The following is an 18,216-nucleotide window of genomic DNA, read 5'->3' as shown; positions in this document are numbered from 1 at the left end:
CCTCGCGCGCTCGTTCCTCGCGCGCTCGTTCCTCGCTTGCTCGTCGAATCAGCCGGCGCTGATACGGCTGACCTCTTCCTCGCGCGCTCGTTCCTCGCTTGCTCGTCGAATCAGCCGGCAGGATCGATGCGGAAAACCGCGCAGCGACCGGCCAGCGCCTCGAACTCATCCGGCGAGCCCTCGGTGACGAGGCCGGCGTTGCGGATGAAGCTCACCCCGGTCGGCACCAGCGTCGGGAACTGCCGCAGCAACGGCCGGGCCTGCTCGACGCTCATCTCCACCAGTCGCACCGGGCGGCTGCGCCGGTTCTGGGTGTAGGTCGCCTCCGGGTTGGCCCGAGCGTTGCGCACCCAGTCCGCGCCCGGGAAACCGCCGACCACATAGCGGGCGCCGTCGACCGTCATCGGCGTGACCGGCACCGGGCGGGGTTTGCCGGTGCTGCGACCGGTGACCGTCAGCACCACGGGACCGTTATCCCCGCCTATCGGAACCCCGAGTTTGAGCACCGCCATGAACACCTTGTTCATCGGTTTGAGCCACCACGGCGGTTTGATCTTCTCTTCGGCCATCAGCCCGACGATAGTCCCGAACTATGACAGCACGCCGCGCTCGCGCAGCGGGCGCAGTAATCCGTCCGGGCGCTGCGTGGTGGGCAGCGGGTCGACCAGCACGAACTCGCAGCCCAGCGCCCGCGCGCCGCCGTCGGCCTCCTCGGAATCGCCGACCATCACGGCCCGGTCTGCCGCCACCCCGAGCCGGGCCAGCGCGGCCGCGAAGATCGCCGGATCCGGTTTGACCGCCCCCACCTCGAAGGACAGCACAAACTCGTCGACGTCGCCGGCCGCCCCGATCGAGGCGAACGCCGGCCGCACATCGAAGGCGATATTGGACACCACGGCGGTGCCGATCCCGGCGGCCTTGAGCCCGGCCAGCACCGCGGCGGTGTCCGGGTAGGCCACCCACGACGCCGGGTCGACCACCCGCCGGTACAGCGACTCGGCGTGCTCGTCGGCGACGCCGGACTCGCGCAGCACGTGCAGGTAGGCCTCCCGGTGCAGATGCGGGGCCAGATCCCGGTTCACCCAGGCGTGGTGCTCCTCGGGCCCCATCTCCACGCTGCGCCCGGTCGGCGCGGTCAGCCGGCGCATCAGCTCGGCCTGCACGTGCCCGTCGACCTGCTGGTCGTCGACGACCATGCCGTCGAACCAGCTGTCGTTTTCCTCCAAGCGGAAGAGCGTTCCGGAGAAGTCGAACAGGACGGCGTCAGGTTGGGGCACGCCCTAAATTATCGCCCCGTCGATGTTCTCGGCGATCTCGTTGACCAGATCGGCGGCGCTGTCGGCGTCGCCGCCGCCCGCGCACACGACGGTGTCGATGACGACATTGCGGTGCGCGCCCAGACCGCGCTGGCACGCCCAATCGGCGCCGCGGCGGGAGTTGACGATGGTGATCACCCCGTCGTCGGTGCGATTCAGCTCGCCGAGCACCGCGACCACCTCCACCCCGGAGTCGGTGTCGGTGTCGATGACCTCCTGCCCGGCGCACTTGGCCCACGCGGTCGCGGAATCCTCCAGATAGTCCTGGGCCCCACCGGCGTCGGTGAATCCAACGACGAACTGGATCACCGTCATGCCGTCGGCCGCGGTCGTCCCTCCGCGCATCAGCGCCCCGGCGGCCGACAGGTACCCGCTGCCCTGGTAGCCGGCCTGCTCACCGCCGTTCCACGCCCCGACACACTGCTGCTTGTCCACCCCGACGCCGTCGTTGATCAGCGTCGGCGAGGTGGCCACGAGATCGACGCCGGACCCGCCCACGATGTCGGAGACGGCGTCGTCATCGAGCAGCAGCGACGGCAGCGTGGCCATCGGAACGGTCACCGTCTCCAGCGGGCCGCCGCCGTCGTCGGCGCGCACGGCATTGCCGTCGGTGGTGTTGGCGCAGCCGGGCAGCAACAGGCAGATCGCGGCCAGGGCCATCGGGTATCGCATATGTGTTCCGCTCAGGAGTCTCTGACAGCTGAGTCTATGGCCACCTTTGGCGCCTGCCGTGCGCCAATGCGCGCGCGTCGGGGTAGCCCTGGACACATTCGGTCACAGCGCCAACACTGGCAGTCGTGACCGAGCAAACCTTCACCCCCGCCATGGGCCGCTTCGGCTCCGGCCGACTCTTCGACCTGGTCGCCATGGCGACCCGCGAACGGCTGTGGCGCCCGCTCATCGTGATGTACGCCGCGCCGCGGGCGGGGGAGCGGATCGTCGACGTCGGCTGTGGCACCGGATCGTTGGCGGTGTTGCTGAATCGGGTCGCGCCGGACGCCGACGTCATCGGTGTCGACCCGGACCTCGCCATGCTGGCCGTGGCCGCGGGCAAGAACGGGTTGATCGATTGGCGAGAAGGCATGGGCGACCAGCTGGTTGAGCTCTTGGGCCCCGAGTCGGTTGACACCGTGGTGAGTTCGCTGGTGCTGCACCAATGCCCGATGCCGGTCAAGCAGGCGATCCTGGCGGCCATGTTCGCCGCGCTGCGCTCCGGCGGCCGACTGGTCATCGGCGACTACGGACTGCAGCGGAACCCATTGATGCGCAACGGGTTCCGTATTGTGCAGTTCGTCGACGGCAAGGAGGACACTCAGCCCAACGCCGACGGCGTGCTGCCGGATCTGATCACAGCAGCCGGGTTCGCCCGGGTACGCGAGGCGGAGGTCATCTCCACCGTCAGTGGCTCGATTTCCATCTACGTCGCCGAAAAGGACTGAGCCCGAGTGGATCTGCCGCCGCTGGCCGACCTGCTGGAGCGGGTGCGGGTGGTGTCGCTGCCGATGCGGGTGCGCTTCCGCGGCATCACCGTGCGGGAGGCCGCGCTGATCGACGGACCGGCCGGCTGGGGTGAATTCTCCGCGTTCGCCGAGTACGGACCCGCCGAGGCGGCGCACTGGCTGGCCGCCGGCGTCGAATCCGCGTACCGCGCGCTGCCGCCGCCGCGACGGGACGCCATCGCGATCAACGCCACCGTGCCCGCGGTGCCCGCCGCCGAGGTCGCCGCGGTGGTGGCCCGGTTCCCCGGCGCGCGCACCGCCAAGGTCAAGGTCGCCGAAAAGGGCCAGACCCTGGCCGACGACGTCGCCCGGGTCAATGCGGTCCGCGCGCTGATCCCGACCGTGCGAGTGGACGCCAACGGCGGCTGGACCCTCGACGAGGCGGTGCGCGCCGCGGCGGCGCTCACCGCCGACGGCCCGCTGGAATACCTCGAGCAACCGTGCGCGAGCGTGGCCGAACTCGCCGAGCTGCGCGAGCGCGTCGACGTCCCGGTCGCCGCCGACGAGAGCATCCGGCGGGCCGAGGACCCGCTGAAGGTGGCCCGCGCGGGCGCCGCCGATATCGCCGTGCTCAAGGTCGCCCCGCTCGGCGGGGTGGCCAACCTGCTGCGAATCGCCGACGAAATCGCCCTTCCCGCGGTCATTTCCAGCGCGCTGGACACCGCGGTCGGGATCGCCGCCGGGTTGCGCGCCGCCGCCGCGCTGCCGCGGCTGGAGCACGCCTGCGGACTGGGGACCGGGCGACTGTTCGTCGAGGACGTGGCCGAACCGGTGCAGCCGGTCGACGGCGCCCTGCCGGTGGCGCCCGTCGTCCCCGACCCGGACCGGCTCGCGGCATTGGCCGCCGACCCCGTGCGCCGGGACTGGTGGCTGGCCCGCGTCGCCGACTGCTACCCGCTGCTGTCCTGATCTGTGGGGACCATGTCCTAGACGCCACGGGTGAACCCGCCGACGATGGACCTCATGCGAAGAACGGTGCTCATCCTCGGCTACCCGGGCGTGCAGGCGCTCGATGTCGTCGGCCCGTTCGAGGTGTTCACCACCGCCTCGCTGCTACTGGCGGCCGATCCGGACAAGGCCGGCCGGGCCCTCGGCTACGACGTGACCCTCGTCGCCCCGGGCGCCCAGCCGGTGACCTCGGCGACCGGGCTCGGACTGGTCACCGCGGAACTGCCCGACCAGGGCCGCGCGCCGGTCGGCACCGTTCTGCTGCCCGGCGGGAACACCACGGCGATCATCGCCGACGAGACCGCGATGGCGTGGGTCGCCGCGATCGCCGGGCATGCCCGCCGCGTCGTCAGCGTGTGCACCGGCGCATTTCTGGCCGCGGAGGCGGGCCTGCTCGACGGCTGCCGCGTGACCACCCACTGGCCCGTACGAGGTGCTGCGCATGCTGCCGGACGCCGACATCCGGTTCGTGTGGCGCGAAACCGGTCCGGTCGCCGCCGATTCCGGAGTCCTGCTGATCGGCGCCACCCACACCTTCGACGAGACCCCGGCGCCCGACGTGGTGCTGGTGCCCGGCGGGCCCGGCACCGTGGCGGCGGCCCGCGACGACGCGCTGCTGGGCTGGCTGCGCGCGGTGCGCCCCGGCGCGGCGTGGACGACGTCGGTGTGCTCGGGGTCGGTCGTGCTGGCCGCGGCCGGGCTGCTGGACGGGCTGCGAGCGACATCGCACTGGTCGACGCTGCCGGTGCTGAAGACCTTCGGCGTCACCCCGGTGGCTGACGAACGCGTCGTGCGCGCCGGCGACATCGTCACCGCGGCGGGGGTGTCGTCGGGCATCGACCTGGGACTGTGGCTGGCCGGGCAGATCGCCGGCGACGCCCGGGCCCGCGCCATCCAGCTCGGCATCGAGTACGACCCGCAGCCGCCGTATGACTCCGGCCACATGTCCAAGGCCTCGGCAGCCACCAAAGCCGCCGCCACCGCGCTGCTGTCCCGGGATCTGATCAGGCCCGCGGCGCTCAAAGCCGGCGCGCTGTTGGCGTGGGACCGGGCCATCGCCACCGCCCGATCGCGGCGCAAGGGCCGCTGAGCCGCGCAGCGTTCTCCGATACCGTGACCGGGTGAGCACCCTGGCATACGAGGACCGCGGCACCGGCGACCCGGTGCTGTTCATCGCCGGACGCGGCGGCGCCGGGCGGACCTGGCACCTGCACCAGATCCCGGAGTTCCGCCGCAACGGCTACCGCGTCATCACTTTCGACAACCGCGGCGTCGGCGCCACCGAGAACGCCGGCGCGTTCACCACCGAAACCATGGTCGCCGACACCGCCGCCCTGATCGACGAACTCGTCGGCGGTCCGGTGCGCATCGTGGCGGTGTCGATGGGCTCCTACATCGCCCAGGAGTTGATGGTGGCCCGCCCCGACCTGGTCAGCCAGGCGGTGCTGATGGCCACCCGCGGCCGCCCGGACCGGATGCGCCAGATCGGCGCCGTCGCCGAGAAGGCGCTGGCGGCCTCCGGGGCGAACCTGCCGGTCGAATACCAGGCCCGGGCCCGGCTGCTGGAGAGCTTCTCCCCGAAGACGCTCACCGACGACCGGATGGTCGGCGACTGGTACGAGATGTTCACCATGTGGCCGACGGTGCTGACCCCGGGTGTGCTGTGCCAGCTGGACATCTCCCCGCAGGAGAACCGGCTACCGGCCTACCGCGGGATCAGCGCCAAGGTGCTGGTCATCGGATTCGCCGACGACGTCGTGCTGCCCGCGCCGCTGAGCGCCGAGGTCGCCGCGGCCATCCCCGGCGCGCGGTACCTGGAGATCCCGGACACCGGGCACCTGGGTTTCATCGAGGCCCCGGACGCCGTCAACACCGCGATCCTCGACTTTTTCCGGCCCGGCGCCCTCGGCCTGGTGTGACACGCTGTGAGCGTGAACCCCTCCACCGCACAGGCGCGCATCGTCGTCGACGAGTTGATCCGCGGCGGCGTGCGAGACGTGGTGCTGTGCCCCGGGTCGCGCAACGCGCCGCTGGCGTTCGCGCTGTCCGCGGCTGACGCGGCCGGCCGGATCCGGCTGCACGTGCGCATCGACGAGCGCACCGCCGGGTTCCTCGCCGTCGGTCTGGCCGCCGCCCAAGGCGCGCCGGTGTGCGTGGCGATGACCTCCGGCACGGCGGTCGCCAACCTCGGGCCGGCCGTGCTCGAGGCGAATTACGCCCGGGTGCCGTTGATCGTGCTGAGCGCCAACCGGCCCTACGAACTGCTGGGCACCGGCGCCAACCAGACCGTCGAGCAACTCGGCTACTTCGGCAATCAGGTCCGCGCGGCGATCAGCCTCGGGCTGGCCGAGGACGACCCGGCGCGGATGGCGACCTTCAACGCGCAGTGGCGTTCGGCGACCTGCCGGGTGCTGGTGGCCGCCACCGGGGCCCGCACCGGCAACGCCGGGCCGGTGCAGTTCGACATCCCGCTGCGGGAACCGCTGGTGCCCGACGTCGACGACGACGGCGCCGCCCCGGCCGGCCGGCCCGACGGCCGGCCCTGGACCCACACCCCGCCGGTCAGCTTCGACCAGCCGGTGGACATCGACCTGACGCCGGACACCGTCGTCATCGCCGGGCACGGCGCGGGTCCGCAACCCAACCTCGCCGCGTTGCCCACCGTCGCCGAACCGACCGCGCCGCAGGCCACCTCCGGGGCGAAGCTGCTGCACCCGCTGGCCTTGCCGCTGCTGGCGCCCAAGCAGGTCGTCATGCTCGGCCGGCCCACCCTGCACCGGCCGGTCTCGGCGCTGCTGGCCGACCCGTCTTTGCCGGTGTACGCGCTGACCACCGGCCCGCGCTGGCCCGACGTGTCAGGTAACTCGCTGGCCACCGGAACCCGCGCCATCACCCACGGCGACCCGGACCCGTCCTGGCTGAACCGGTGCGCGCAGGCCAACGCCGGCGCCGTCGCCGCGGTCGGCGCGCAGCTGCGCAGCCACTCACCGGCGACCGGACTGCATGTCGCGGCGGCGGTCGCCGCCGCGCTTCAGCCTGGCGACCAGCTGGTGCTCGGCGCGTCCAACCCGGTTCGTGACGTGGCGCTGGCCGGAACGCTGCCCGCCGGGGTGCGAGTGCGGTCCAACCGCGGCGTGGCCGGCATCGACGGCACGGTGTCCACCGCGATCGGCGCGGCGCTGGCGCACGACCGCACCGGCGGGCACACCGTGGCGCTGATCGGCGACCTGACCTTCGTGCACGACGCGTCCGGGCTGCTGGTCGGTCCCACCGAACCACGACCGCGACGGTTGACCATCGTGGTGGCCAACGACAACGGCGGTGGAATCTTCGAGCTGCTGGAGCAGGGCGACCCGCGTTTCGCCGACGTGTCGTCGCGGGTGTTCGGCACTCCGCACGATGTGGACATCGCGGCGCTGTGCCGGGCGTACCACGTCGAGCACAGCTGCGCCGATGTCGAGGAACTGGGCCCGGCGCTGGGGTCGGCGTTCGACGGGGTGCGGGTGCTGGAGGTCAAAACCGACCGCAGCACCCTGCGCGGGCTGCACGCCGGCATCCGGGCGGCCATCGCCGGAGCGGTCGCCGGATGAGCGTCGTCGACTCCGCCCGGATGCAGCTCGGGCTGCTGCTGGAAGTGGCCAAAGCGGTGTCGCGGGTGATGATCCACGGCCCCGGCGGGGAGGTGTCGCATCACCGGTCCGGGAAGATCATCCGGTGGTGCCGGATCACCATCCTGGTGATCGCCGCGGCGGTGGCCGCCCAGTCGGTGCTGCTGGTGGCGGGCGCCTGGCGCAACGACCGGATCATCGAATCCAATATGGGCGTGGCGGCCGCCACCGTGCTGAATGCGGGCCCGCGCCGTTCCACTATCGAATTCGTCACGCCCGACCGGGTGACCTACCGGCCCGAACTCGGCGTGCTGTACCCGTCCGAGCTGGAGAACGGGATGCGGATCTACGTCGAGTACGACCGCGACGACCCGAACCTGGTCCGGGTGCAGGACCGTGACGCCCGGCTGGCGCTCATCCCGGCCGGGTCAATCCTGGTGCTGGACTGGGTGATCGCCGGCGCGCTGCTGATCGGTCTGGCGGTGCTGGAGAAGTCGCTGGACCGACGACGGGAACTGGCGGAGCTGTAGCGCTGTTCGCGCCCCGTCCGGTTTGCGGTCACCTGCGCGTCACCGCGGCCTGGGACCGTGGACGGCGTGCGGGTAGCCATCGTCGCGGAAAGTTTCCTGCCGAACGTCAACGGCGTCACCAACTCGGTGCTGCGGGTCCTGGAGCATCTGCGGGCCGGGGGCCACGAAGCGCTGGTCATCGCCCCGGACACGCCGCGCGGCCAGGAGCCCGCCGACCGGTTGCACGACGGCATCCGGGTGCACCGCGTGCCGTCGGTGATGTTCCCGGGCGTCACATCGCTGCCGCTCGGCGTCCCGCTGCCGCGGCTGGTGCGGGTGCTGCGCGGTTTCGCGCCGGACGTGGTGCACCTGGCCTCCCCGGCGTCGCTTGGGATGGGCGGGGTGCTGGCTGCGCGCCGGCTCGGCGTGCCGAGCGTCGCGGTGTTCCAGACCGACGTCGCCGGCTTCGCGGAAAGCTACGGGATGGCCGCGGCGTCGCGGGCCGCCTGGGCGTGGGCCCGCCGACTGCACTCGATGGCCGACCGGACCCTGGCGCCGTCCTCGGCGAGCATGGAAGCCCTGGCCGCGCAGCGGATCCCGCGGGTGCACCACTGGGCCCGCGGCGTCGACATCACCGGGTTCGCCCCGTCGGCGCGCAGCGACGAACTGCGCCGGCGCTGGTCGCCGCAGGGCATGCCGATCGTCGGGTTCGTCGGGCGCCTCGCCCCGGAGAAGCAGGTGCAGCGGCTGGCGGCGCTGGACCGGATGCCGGGTGTGCAAGTGGTGGTCGTCGGCGATGGGGTGGACCGCGCCAAGCTTGAGCGCGCGCTGCCGTCGGCGGTGTTCACCGGCGCGCTGTACGGGCCGGAACTCGCCTCCGCCTACGCCAGCATGGACGTGTTCGTCCACACCGGCGAGCACGAGACGTTCTGCCAGGCGGTGCAGGAAGCCATGGCGTCGGGCCTGCCGGTCGTCGCGCCGGACCAGGGTGGACCGCGAGACCTGGTCACGCCCATGCAGACCGGACTGCTGCTGCCGGTTCCCGAATTCGAGGCGCAACTGCCCGCGGCGGTCGGCCACCTGCTGGCCGAGCGGCGCCGCTACTCGCCGGCCGCGCGGCGCTCGGTGTTGCACCGCACCTGGCCGATGATCTGCGACGAATTGCTCGCGCATTACCGCGCGGTTCAGCCCCGCGGCGCGTTCGATGTGCCGAACCACCGGCTGTGCGAGCCATCGAGTGGATTATCCAGTTGAGTGCTCGCTGGGCCGGTGCTTTGGCACACACTGCGCGGCGTCCGAGCCCGCAGGCGCTAACGTCGTCGGGGTGAGCCGCGCGACGCTGGACAAGGATCCCCGCGAGGTGGCGTCGATGTTCGATGACGTCGCCCGCCGCTATGACCTGACCAACACGGTGTTGTCGATGGGCCAGGACCGCTACTGGCGCCGGGCGACCCGCGCGGCCCTGCAGATCGGCCCGGGGGACCGGGTGCTGGATCTGGCCGCCGGCACCGCGGTGTCCACGGTGGAGCTGGCCCGCTCCGGCGCCTGGTGCGTCGCGGCGGACTTCTCGGTCGGGATGCTGGCTGCCGGGGCACACCGACCGGTGCCGAAGGTGGGCGCCGACGCGACCCGGCTGCCTTTTGCCGACAACACTTTCGACGCGGTCACCATCAGCTTCGGGCTGCGCAACGTGGTCGACCACGTCGCCGGCCTGGCCGAGATGGCCCGGGTCACCCGGCCCGGCGGGCGGCTGGTGGTGTGCGAATTCTCCACGCCGACCATCCCGGTCTTCGCCACCGCGTACAAGGAGTACCTGATGAAGGCGCTGCCGGCGATCGCCACCGCGGTCTCCAGCGACCCGGAGGCCTACGTCTATCTCGCCGAATCGATCCGCGCCTGGCCGGACCAGGCGGCGCTGGCCCGCCAGATCGAGTCGGCCGGCTGGTCACAGGTGCGCTGGCGGAACCTGACCGGCGGCATCGTCGCGCTGCACGCCGCGCAGAAGCGCTAAATGATCGCGTCGTAGAGCGCGGTGAACCGGGCGATCAGGTCCGTGTAGTACGGCGCCTCGGTGGGATTGGGCACCGTCAGGTCGGTCTCCGGGATCACCGCGGCGGGATGATCCGGCGCCAGCACCGACAGCGCCAGCACGGCGGCGCCGCGCATCGTCACCCGCTTGACGTTGACGACCTGCACCGGGAATCCCAGCGCGTGCGCCACCACTTGCATCACTCCGGGGTAGGCGCTGGTCACTCCACCGGAGGCGATCACCCGCTCCATCTCGGGGTTGACCTGGCGCAGCTGCTCGAACACCCGGGCGTAGGACACCGCGACGCCTTCGGCGACGCCGCGCCACATGTCCAGCGGCGTCGTCGCAGAGGACACCCCGGTCATCGCGGCCCGCGCGTTTCCGGCCCAGCCGGTGGCCCGCTCACCGGTCAGGAACGGCAGCACCAGCGGAACATTGGCGCGCGCCGGAGCCACCAGCGCCTCATGGATCTGCTCCATGGTCATCGGCGTCAGACTGTTCTGCAGCCAGATCATCGCGCGCCCGACGTCGTTGAGCGCGCCGCCGACGATCGACTGGGAGCGTGACACCGAGTACGCCCACAGGCCCGACGGCAGCACCTCGGGCGTGCCGTCGACGATGACCCGGATGGCCCCGGACGTCGCGGCCGAGAGCGCCGCCTTGGTCGGGGTGGCCGCGCCGACCCCGATATTGGAGGCGTAGCCGTCCGGGATGGCCGGGAACCATGCCGCGCCGGCCAGCGCGGGCCAATTCTTCTCCACCTCGGCGGACACCTCGGTGATCGGCTGGTCGGGGTCGATCACCGGCGCGAACTGGTCGGCGGACACCCCGGTGACCTCCAGCAGCTGCTCATCGAGCGTCAGGGTGTGCCGGTTCAGGATGCCGGCCCACGCCATCGTCGAGGTGGCGGCGCCTCGGATGCCGGCGAGCTTGGCGTACACGTACTCGCCCAGGGACAGGAACTTCGCGGTCCGCGCCAGCACGGTCGGGAACGCCTCACGCAGCCACAGCAACCGCGGCGGGTGATAGCTGGTGTGCAACCGGGTGCCGGTCCGCTGGTGGATGGCGGCCTCGTCGAGCTGGGTCCGCAGCTGCGCCAGTTGCGGCGCCGAGCGGGAATCGGCGTAGGTGAAACACGGGGTCAGCGCCGCGCCGTCGGCGTCCACGCAGACCAGTGAGGACGCGAAGGTGTCCATCACGACACCCTTGATCAGACCGGGCTCGATGCCGCCCACCGCGGCGGTGAGCACCGACGCGACTTCGTTGGCGATCTGGTCCGCGTCGATCTCCGCTGTGCCGTCGGCCTTTTCGACGAACAGATGATCGGCCTTGACGGTGCGTTTCTTGATTGGCCGGGCGTAGGCGTCGTACACGCCGCAGCGCGTCGACCCGGAGCCGATGTCGATGGCCACCACGAACGGCTGGACCGCGTCGGCGAGTTCCACCGCCTTGAGGTCCGGCAGGTTGCGGGGAATGCGGGCAGTCACGGAGTTGGTCATGGCGTCGTCCCGCTCAGCGGCGGTGCTGGCTGCGGTCTGCCTCCCAGATGATGTGGAAATTGCCCTCTTGGTCGGTGCGCTCGTAAGTGTGCGAACCGAAGAAGTCGCGCAGTAGCTGAACCAGCGCGGTCGGAAGGGCGCCGCTCATCAGCATCGTCTGGTGGTTGACCGCGGCGGCCAGCGCGGGGGTGGGGACGTTGCCGAGGATCGCCTCGGCGGCCACCTGGCGCAGGCTCGGCAGCCGCTCCAGCAACTGCCCGCGGAACGGCTCCATGCTCAAGAACGACACGCACTCCGGGTTCTCGGCGTACACCCGGGACACCGCGTCGAGGAACCCGGCGCGGATGATGCAGCCGGCCCGCCAGATTCGCACCACCGGCGCCAGCGCGACGTTCCAGCCGAAGGTCTCCGAGGCGGTCGCCAGCAGCGCCAGACCCTGTTGGTAGGCGATCAGTCGGGCGGCCATATAGGCGTCCCGCACGGCGTCGACCGGCAGGTCGGCGGAGGCGCTGACCGGATCGCCGGCCCAGGCCTGCCGTTCGGCGGTGGCCGACGAGATCGACCGGGCGAAAAGCGATTCGGCGATCACGCTGACCGAGACGCCTTCGTCGGCGCCGGCGATGACCGTCCAGGCGCCGGTGCCCTTGCCCTTGGCGTGGTCGAGCACGTAATCGATCAGCGCCCCGCCGGTGTCCGGGTCGGACTGGGCGAGCACCGTGGCCGCGCTCTCCAGCAGGTAGGACCGGTCCTCGCCGGTGTTCCAGGAGGCGAACACCTCCGAACACTCGGCCGCGTTGCGGCCGCCGGCCCGCAGCAGCGCATACGCCTCGCCGATCAACTGCAGGTCGGCGTACTCGATGCCGTTGTGCACCATCTTGGTGAAGTGCCCGGAGGCCCCGGACCCGACCAGCGTCACGCAGGGCTGGCCGTCCTCGGCCTTGGCGGCGATCGGCTCCAACAGCCCGGCGATATCCGCCCACACCGTCGGGTCGCCGCCGGGCATCATGGCCGGGCCGAGCAGGGCGCCCTGCTCGCCGCCGGAGACACCCATGCCGATGAACCGCAGATTGTTCTGCGCGCATTCGGCGACCCGGCGCTCGGTGTCCGGGTAGTGGGTGTTGCCACCGTCGATGATGATGTCGCCGTCGGTCAGCAGCGGGGTCAGCGACTCGATCACCGCGTCGACCGGCCGGCCGGCCGGCACCATCAACAGGATCACCCGCGGCACGGCGAGTGCGGCCACGAAGTCCGGCAGGTGCGAGAAGCCGGACAGGTTGGCCTCCGGGTGCGCGGCGACCAGCGCGGAAATCTTGGACTCGTCGAGGTCGAACATCGCCACCGATCCGTCGACGTTGCGGGACAGATTGCGTGCCAGGCTGGCGCCCATCACCCCCGTCCCGACGACGCCGATCGGACTGAGTCCGGACTGGTTCGAAGATGCTGCTTCGGCCACAGGGTCTCCTTCGATTCGGCGGCGAGGACGGACGCCGAAACTGATGCTAGGGGAGTGACTCGCGCCGCGTGGGTCGTCTGTGTTTCATACGGTTCCAAGTCTGGGCCGACGACAATTTCAAACCCCGCCGCGGCGGGGTTCGCGGGTCTAATGTTCCCGACGTGAGCCTGCTGCAATCGGTGTTGCCCGCCCTGGACGGAGTTCAACTGCTGGCCGAGGCACCGGAGGAACCCGTCGCCGGAACCACGCAATTGGTGCTGGCTGCTGTCGTCTCGATCGTGCTGATCGTGGTGCTGATCATCTGGGTGAAAATGCACCCGTTCTTCGCGCTGATGCTCGGCTCGGCCGGAATGGCCGTCGCGGCGAACATCCCGTACACCGACGCGTTCGCGTCGTTCTCCACCGGATTGGGCAAGACCGTCGGCGGCGTCGGCGTGCTGATCGTGCTGGGCGCGGTGATCGGCCAATTCCTCACCGAATCCGGCGGCGCCGACGAGATCGTGGACACCATCCTGGCCAAGACGCCAGCCAAACGATTGCCGTGGGCGATGGCGTTCGCGGCGTTCATCATCGGCATCCCGCTGTTCTTCGAAGTCGGTGTGGTGCTGCTGATTCCGATCGTCATGCTGGTCGCCAAACGCGCCAAACTTCCGGTCATCCTGGTCGGCATCCCAGCGCTGGCCGGCCTGTCCGCACTGCACGGCCTGGTGCCGCCGCACCCCGGACCGCTGATCGCCATCGACGCCCTGGACGCGAACCTCGGTCTGACCCTGGCCCTCGGGTTGCTGGTCGCGATCCCGACGGTGATCGTGGCCGGTCCGATCCTGGCCAAGCCGATGGCCAAGTGGGTCCCCATCGGGGCGCCGGAGAAACTGCTGGCCTCCGCCGACGAGCAGAAGGGTCAGCGACCCAGATTCGCCATCGCGCTGTCGGTGGTGCTGATGCCCGTGGTGCTGATGCTGATGATGACCGCGGTCGAGGCGATGGGCATGGACGAGACCGCGATCGGCCGGGTGTTGGTGTTCATCGGCACGCCGCTGCAGGCGCTGCTGATCACCTCGCTGTACTCGATGTGGGCGCTGGGCCTGTCGCTGGGCAAGTCGGCCAGCGAGGTCGCCGACGAGACCGGCGCCGCGTTCGCGCCGATCGCCTCGATCCTGCTGATCGTCGGCGCGGGCGGTGGTTTCAAGGAGACGCTGGTGAACTCCGGGGTCGGCGACGTGATCGGCGAGGGCATCGCGAGTTCCGGTATGCCGCTGCTGCTGGCCGGCTGGGTGGTCGCGGTCGCGATCCGCGTGGCGACCGGTTCGGCGACCGTCGCCACCATCACCGCCGCGGGCATCATGGCGCCGCTGGCAACCGACCTGAGCAACACGCACGTGGCGCTGATGGTGCTGGCGATCGGCGCCGGGTCGGTCTTCCTCTCGCACGTCAACGACGCCGGCTTCTGGCTGGTCAAGGAGTACTTCGGGATGACGGTGCTGCAGACCTTCAAGACCTGGTCGCTGATGGAGTGTGCGGTGTCGGTGGTCGGTCTGATCGGCGTGCTGCTGCTGGGCCTGGTGGTCTGAGGGCCCGCAGGCCGTCGCGGATGGCAGCTTGGGCGGCGGTGTCGTCGCAGTTGTAGCGCAGGCACCAGTCCTTCGCCTCCACCGACCCGGCGCGGGCCTGCTCGATGCGCAGCAGCGCGGTCAGCCCGCCGGAATCCTCGTGGTCCCAATCGAATCCGAAAAGCGGCGCCACCGCCTTGATGGACGACGACGTCCGGGCGAAGAACTCCGCCTTGAACCAGGCCATCAGGTCGACGGTGTGCCCGGCCAGCGCCGCGGCCACCCGCGGGAACTTCGCCGACTTGTGGATCTCCACCGGGCTCCAGTGGAAGACGGTGACGCTGCGGCCGGTTCGCCGCGCGTCGGCCAGCACCGCCTCCAGCCAATCGGCGAACTCGTCGGCCAGCGCGGCTTCGCCCGCGTCGTCCATCGGATCGAAGGACACCGTCGGCTCATAACGCGCGGTGGCGTCGTCCTGGCCGTCGCGGATCCGCACGCCCCACTGATAGATGTGATCCATATCGTGCTCGATGTCGAAGTCGATCTCGATATCGGCGGTTGGGACGTCGGGCCAGCCGGACCCGTTCGGTTCGACGTCGACACCGGTCACCGTCATGGCCGCCCGCCGCACCGCGTTGGCCAGCCGGGTCAGCCCGCTGCGCTGACCGAGGGCGGCAAAGGATTCCCGGTGCGCCTCGACATCGACGCCGGCCAACTCCTCGACGGTCAGCCGGGCGCCGTCGCCGACGGTGTCGTACAGGTGGCGCCACTCGGGCAGGCTCAGGTGCCCGGTCAGCACGGCGAACGACGCGTCATCGGGCCCGGCGACCTGCGCGCAGTGCGGGAACCAATCGCAGCTGTCGCACTCGGAGATCCGCACCGGCCGCACCAGCTCCCGGCCTTCCCGGGCCGCTTCGGCGACCCGCAGCCGCAGGGCGAACTCCTCGTCGTAGCGGGCCAGGGTGTCCTCCAGCGGATGCCACACCACGCCCTGCGCGGTCCCCAACGCCGCGGTCAGGTCGGTGGCGCCGATGACCCCGCCGATCAGCTCGCCGCCGTGGCGGCCCAGGTCCTGCAGCATTCGCGTGTAGTGCGCCAGCTGCATGGCGTCTTCGCGGCGTTTGCCCGAGTCGGCGCGCAACCCGGTCACGGTGTGGATCTGTCCGGGCGCCGACAGCGGGGCGACCTGCACCGAGGCCCGCGACCTCGGGCTGGTCGATCGGGTCGGGGAGTCCAGCGTCTTATGGTTCTTGATGTCGACGGGCAGATAGCCGTCGCCGTGGCGGATCAGCAGGTCCGGCGCCCCGGACCGGCCGTTGACGTTCGGCAACCGGGCTCCGGCGATCACCGGAACGCCCGCGTCCATCGCGGCCGCCGTCTGCTCGACCGCGGCCGACCAGTCCGCGGCGTCGACGACGACCACCCCGTCGCCCAGCGTGGGAGCGAGCGTCTCCACAACCGCGGCCTCGAACGCGATCCCGGCGTCCACCAGCGCCTGCCGGGCCGGGTCGGGCGGCCCGAGGGTGGGCGCCGTCGGATCGAACCGGTTGTGGGTCGATCGGGCGCAGCGTTTCGCCGGGTAGCTGCCCAGCGCGATCTCTGCCATCTCGCCACCGACGATACGGCGCTCCCCCGACAATGGATCGCATGACCGACTTGCCGCTCGATCCCACCGGCCGCCGATTCACCATCGCCTCCGGCGACGCGGTCGCCGAGGTGTGCGAGGTGGGCGCGGCGCTGCGGGCGTTCGCCGTCGGCGACATCGACCTGGTGCCCCGCTACGGCAGCGACCGGTCGACCCCGGCGGCGTCCGGGATCGTGCTGGCGCCCTGGCCCAACCGGGTGCGCGACGGGCACTGGACCCAGCGTGGACAGCAGTACCAGCTCGCGATCACCGAACCCGCGAAGGGCAACGCCTCGCACGGGCTGCTGCGGTTCGCGTGCTACCGGCTGCACAGCCAGCAGGACGACGCGGTGACGCTGGCCGCCGACATCGTGCCGCAGACCGGGTACCCGTTCCACCTGGCCACCACCGTCGAATACGCCCTGACCGGACCGGCGCTGACGGTCACCCACACCGTCCGCAATGTCGGCGCCGCCGAGGCGCCGGTGGCGCTCGGCACGCACCCGTACTTCTGCGTCGGCGACGTGCCGACCGGTGACCTCACGGTGCGGCTCGACGCCGCGTCGCGATTCGTGGTGGACGACCGATCACTGCCTGTCGGCGAGGAACCGGTGGACGCGGACACCGACCTGCGCGAACCGCGCCGGCTCGCCGAGCTGGACCTCGACACCGCCTACAGCGACATCGGCCGGGACGCGCAAGGACGCATCGGCGCCCGACTGGCCGCGCCGGACGGCCGCGCGGTGTGCCTGTGGGCCGACGAGAACTTCAACTATCTGCAGGTGTTCACCACCGACCGGTATCCCGGGTATGACCTGGCGGTCGCGATCGAGCCGATGACGGCGCCGGCCGACGCCTTCAACTCCGGCCGGGACCTGCGCTGGATCGCCCCCGGAGAGCGTTGGACCGCGCGGTGGGGCGTCGACTACCAAACTCCCTGAGCGTCAGCAGAACGGTTTGCGTCGGTCGGCGAGCCGGGAGCCGGCCCCGGAGAACCGCCACAGCCGGGCCACCCAGTCGGCGTCCTCGTCGGTGACGAGATTGCCCATCACCCGGACCGCCAGGTGCATCAGCCGGGGGGAGCGCATGGCCAGCGGCCCGGTGCGCGGCAGGAACCCGGGCACGGTCAGCAGCAGCCCGAGCCGTCGCGCGATGGAGAAGCCGCGCCCGTAGTGCTGGACCAGGGTCTGCGGCCACACCTCGGTCAGATCGGCGCTGTCGGCGACCAGTTCGGCGGCCAGCCGGCCGGATTCCAGGCCGTAGTCGATGCCCTCGCCGTTGAGCGGGTTGACGCACGCCGCGGCGTCGCCGATGAGCATCCAGTTCGGGCCGGCGACGCCGGACACCGCACCGCCCATCGGCAGCAACGCCGAGGCGACCGCGCGCGGCTTACCGTCGAAGCCCCACTCGTCACGGCGCTGATTGGTGTAGTGCTCCATCAGCGGGCGCAGCGCCAGATCGGCGGGGCGTTTGCTGGTCGCCAGCGCGCCGACGCCGATGTTCACCTCGCCGTTGCCGAGCGGGAAGATCCAGCCGTAGCCGGGCAGCACGGCGCCCTCCGGTGACCGCAGCTCCAGGTCCGAGGAGATCCACGGCTCGTCGTTTCGCGGAGAGGTGAGGTATCCGCGGGCGGCCACCCCGTACACGGTCTCCTTGTGCCAGGTCCGGCCCAGCGCCCGGCCCAGGGTGGAGCGGGCGCCGTCGGCGACGATCAGCTTCTGGCAGCCCACCCGCGACCCGTCGGCCAGCAGCACCGCCGTCACCCGACCTACCGCGTCGAACTCGACGTCGACGGCCTTGTCGCCCAATCGCATTCGCGCGCCGGAGTCGACGGCGACCATCCGGATCTTGTCGTCGAGTTCGGTGCGCGGCACCGCCGACCCGTTCGCCGGGAACGACGGGCCGGGCCAGCGCACCTGCACGTCGTGGCCGAATCCGCGGAGCCGCAAGCCGTGGTGGGCGATGTGCTCGTCGAGCCACGGACCCAGTCCGAGCAGCCGTAACTCGGCGACCGCGCGCGGGGTGAGACCATCGCCACAGGTCTTGTCCCGGGGGAACTTCGCGCCATCGATGACCAGCACATCCCGGCCGTCGCGGGCGGCCCAGGCGGCCGCCGCCGCACCCGCGGGCCCGGCGCCCACCACAGCCAGCTCGACGTTGACGTCCATTACTTCAGTATGT

Annotated in this window: 16 protein-coding genes and 2 pseudogenes; 11 read left to right on the top strand and 7 right to left on the bottom strand. The window is 71.2% G+C overall.

What is annotated here, in order from left to right; translation table 11 throughout:
- Nucleotides 1-110: 110 nt before the first annotated feature.
- Genes L2Z93_RS16695 through L2Z93_RS16685 form a run of 3 tightly spaced genes read right to left on the bottom strand, consistent with a single transcriptional unit; the run spans nt 111 to nt 1,988 of the window.
- Nucleotides 111-569: a nitroreductase/quinone reductase family protein gene (locus L2Z93_RS16695; protein ID WP_090588506.1), complete on the bottom strand. Its 459-nt coding sequence runs from the start codon at nt 567-569 to the stop codon at nt 111-113.
- A 21-nt stretch (nt 570-590) separates the two neighbouring features.
- Nucleotides 591-1,277, bottom strand: coding sequence for an HAD family hydrolase (locus tag L2Z93_RS16690; protein WP_090588503.1), 687 nt, complete (start codon nt 1,275-1,277; stop codon nt 591-593).
- Nucleotides 1,278-1,280: 3 nt separating this feature from the next.
- Entirely contained in the window at nt 1,281-1,988 is a 708-nt protein-coding gene (locus tag L2Z93_RS16685) for a sensor domain-containing protein (protein ID WP_090588500.1), read from the bottom strand.
- A gap of 125 nt (nt 1,989-2,113) precedes the next feature.
- On the opposite strand from L2Z93_RS16685, the gene L2Z93_RS16680 reads away from it, so the two are divergent.
- The 9 genes and pseudogenes from L2Z93_RS16680 to L2Z93_RS16640 all read left to right on the top strand — a co-directional run bounded on the left by L2Z93_RS16680 (nt 2,114) and on the right by L2Z93_RS16640 (nt 9,891).
- Nucleotides 2,114-2,755, top strand: a complete 642-nt coding sequence (locus L2Z93_RS16680) for a class I SAM-dependent methyltransferase (RefSeq protein WP_090588497.1) — start codon at nt 2,114-2,116, stop codon at nt 2,753-2,755.
- A 12-nt stretch (nt 2,756-2,767) separates the two neighbouring features.
- The gene (locus L2Z93_RS16675; RefSeq protein ID WP_090588893.1) at nt 2,768-3,724 is read left to right on the top strand and encodes an o-succinylbenzoate synthase; all 957 of its coding nucleotides are present in this window, start codon (nt 2,768-2,770) and stop codon (nt 3,722-3,724) included.
- 54 nt (nt 3,725-3,778) lie between these two features.
- A pseudogene (locus tag L2Z93_RS16670) lies at nt 3,779-4,186 on the top strand (DJ-1/PfpI family protein); the annotation flags it as partial.
- Nucleotides 4,185-4,853 (top strand): annotated as a pseudogene (locus L2Z93_RS16665) (DJ-1/PfpI family protein); the annotation flags it as partial. The pseudogenes L2Z93_RS16670 and L2Z93_RS16665, both read left to right, overlap by 2 nt.
- A 40-nt stretch (nt 4,854-4,893) precedes the next feature.
- Nucleotides 4,894-5,682 carry an alpha/beta fold hydrolase gene (locus tag L2Z93_RS16660; protein ID WP_090588891.1) on the top strand — a complete coding sequence of 263 codons (789 nt, stop codon included), beginning with the start codon at nt 4,894-4,896 and terminating at the stop codon, nt 5,680-5,682.
- Between the two features lie 12 nt (nt 5,683-5,694).
- Entirely contained in the window at nt 5,695-7,353 is a 1,659-nt protein-coding gene (gene menD, locus L2Z93_RS16655) for a 2-succinyl-5-enolpyruvyl-6-hydroxy-3-cyclohexene-1-carboxylic-acid synthase (RefSeq protein ID WP_090588495.1), read from the top strand.
- Entirely contained in the window at nt 7,350-7,901 is a 552-nt protein-coding gene (locus tag L2Z93_RS16650) for a DUF3592 domain-containing protein (protein ID WP_370745866.1), read from the top strand. Before menD ends, L2Z93_RS16650 begins: the two co-directional genes overlap by 4 nt.
- 66 nt (nt 7,902-7,967) lie before the next feature.
- On the top strand, nt 7,968-9,134 hold the full coding sequence (locus L2Z93_RS16645; RefSeq protein WP_090588889.1) for a glycosyltransferase family 4 protein: 1,167 nt from the start codon (nt 7,968-7,970) through the stop codon (nt 9,132-9,134).
- 70 nt (nt 9,135-9,204) lie between these two features.
- Complete coding sequence (locus L2Z93_RS16640; protein WP_090588492.1) at nt 9,205-9,891, top strand: demethylmenaquinone methyltransferase; 687 nt, start codon at nt 9,205-9,207, stop codon at nt 9,889-9,891.
- Here L2Z93_RS16640 and L2Z93_RS16635 read toward each other — a convergent pair.
- A complete protein-coding gene (locus L2Z93_RS16635) occupies nt 9,888-11,408 on the bottom strand; it encodes a gluconokinase (protein ID WP_090588490.1) in 1,521 nt (506 codons plus the stop codon). The genes L2Z93_RS16640 and L2Z93_RS16635 overlap by 4 nt on opposite strands.
- A gap of 13 nt (nt 11,409-11,421) precedes the next feature.
- Entirely contained in the window at nt 11,422-12,861 is a 1,440-nt protein-coding gene (gene gndA / locus L2Z93_RS16630) for an NADP-dependent phosphogluconate dehydrogenase (protein WP_128111840.1), read from the bottom strand.
- Between the two features lie 191 nt (nt 12,862-13,052).
- Between gndA and L2Z93_RS16625 the strand changes: the two genes are divergently transcribed.
- Complete coding sequence (locus L2Z93_RS16625) at nt 13,053-14,432, top strand: GntP family permease (protein ID WP_370745876.1); 1,380 nt, start codon at nt 13,053-13,055, stop codon at nt 14,430-14,432.
- Here the strand turns inward: L2Z93_RS16625 and L2Z93_RS16620 are convergent.
- Nucleotides 14,353-16,017 (bottom strand): ribonuclease H-like domain-containing protein, encoded by a 1,665-nt coding sequence (locus L2Z93_RS16620; protein WP_090588485.1) that lies wholly within the window; start codon nt 16,015-16,017, stop codon nt 14,353-14,355. The two genes, L2Z93_RS16625 and L2Z93_RS16620, sit on opposite strands and share 80 nt — an antisense overlap.
- Before the next feature lie 41 nt (nt 16,018-16,058).
- Here L2Z93_RS16620 and L2Z93_RS16615 point away from each other — a divergent pair, with 41 nt between their 5' ends.
- A complete protein-coding gene (locus L2Z93_RS16615; protein WP_193438852.1) occupies nt 16,059-16,976 on the top strand; it encodes an aldose 1-epimerase family protein in 918 nt (305 codons plus the stop codon).
- Nucleotides 16,977-16,979: 3 nt separating this feature from the next.
- Here the strand turns inward: L2Z93_RS16615 and menJ are convergent, their stop codons facing one another.
- Complete coding sequence (gene menJ, locus L2Z93_RS16610; protein WP_090588483.1) at nt 16,980-18,203, bottom strand: menaquinone reductase MenJ; 1,224 nt, start codon at nt 18,201-18,203, stop codon at nt 16,980-16,982.
- Nucleotides 18,204-18,216 lie beyond the last annotated feature (13 nt).

Origin of the sequence: Mycolicibacterium brumae (assembly GCF_025215495.1) — a bacterium.
Lineage (GTDB): Bacteria > Actinomycetota > Actinomycetes > Mycobacteriales > Mycobacteriaceae > Mycobacterium > Mycobacterium brumae.
Note: the sequence above shows the minus strand (reverse complement) of the source record. Positions and strands in the feature narration are given on the sequence as shown.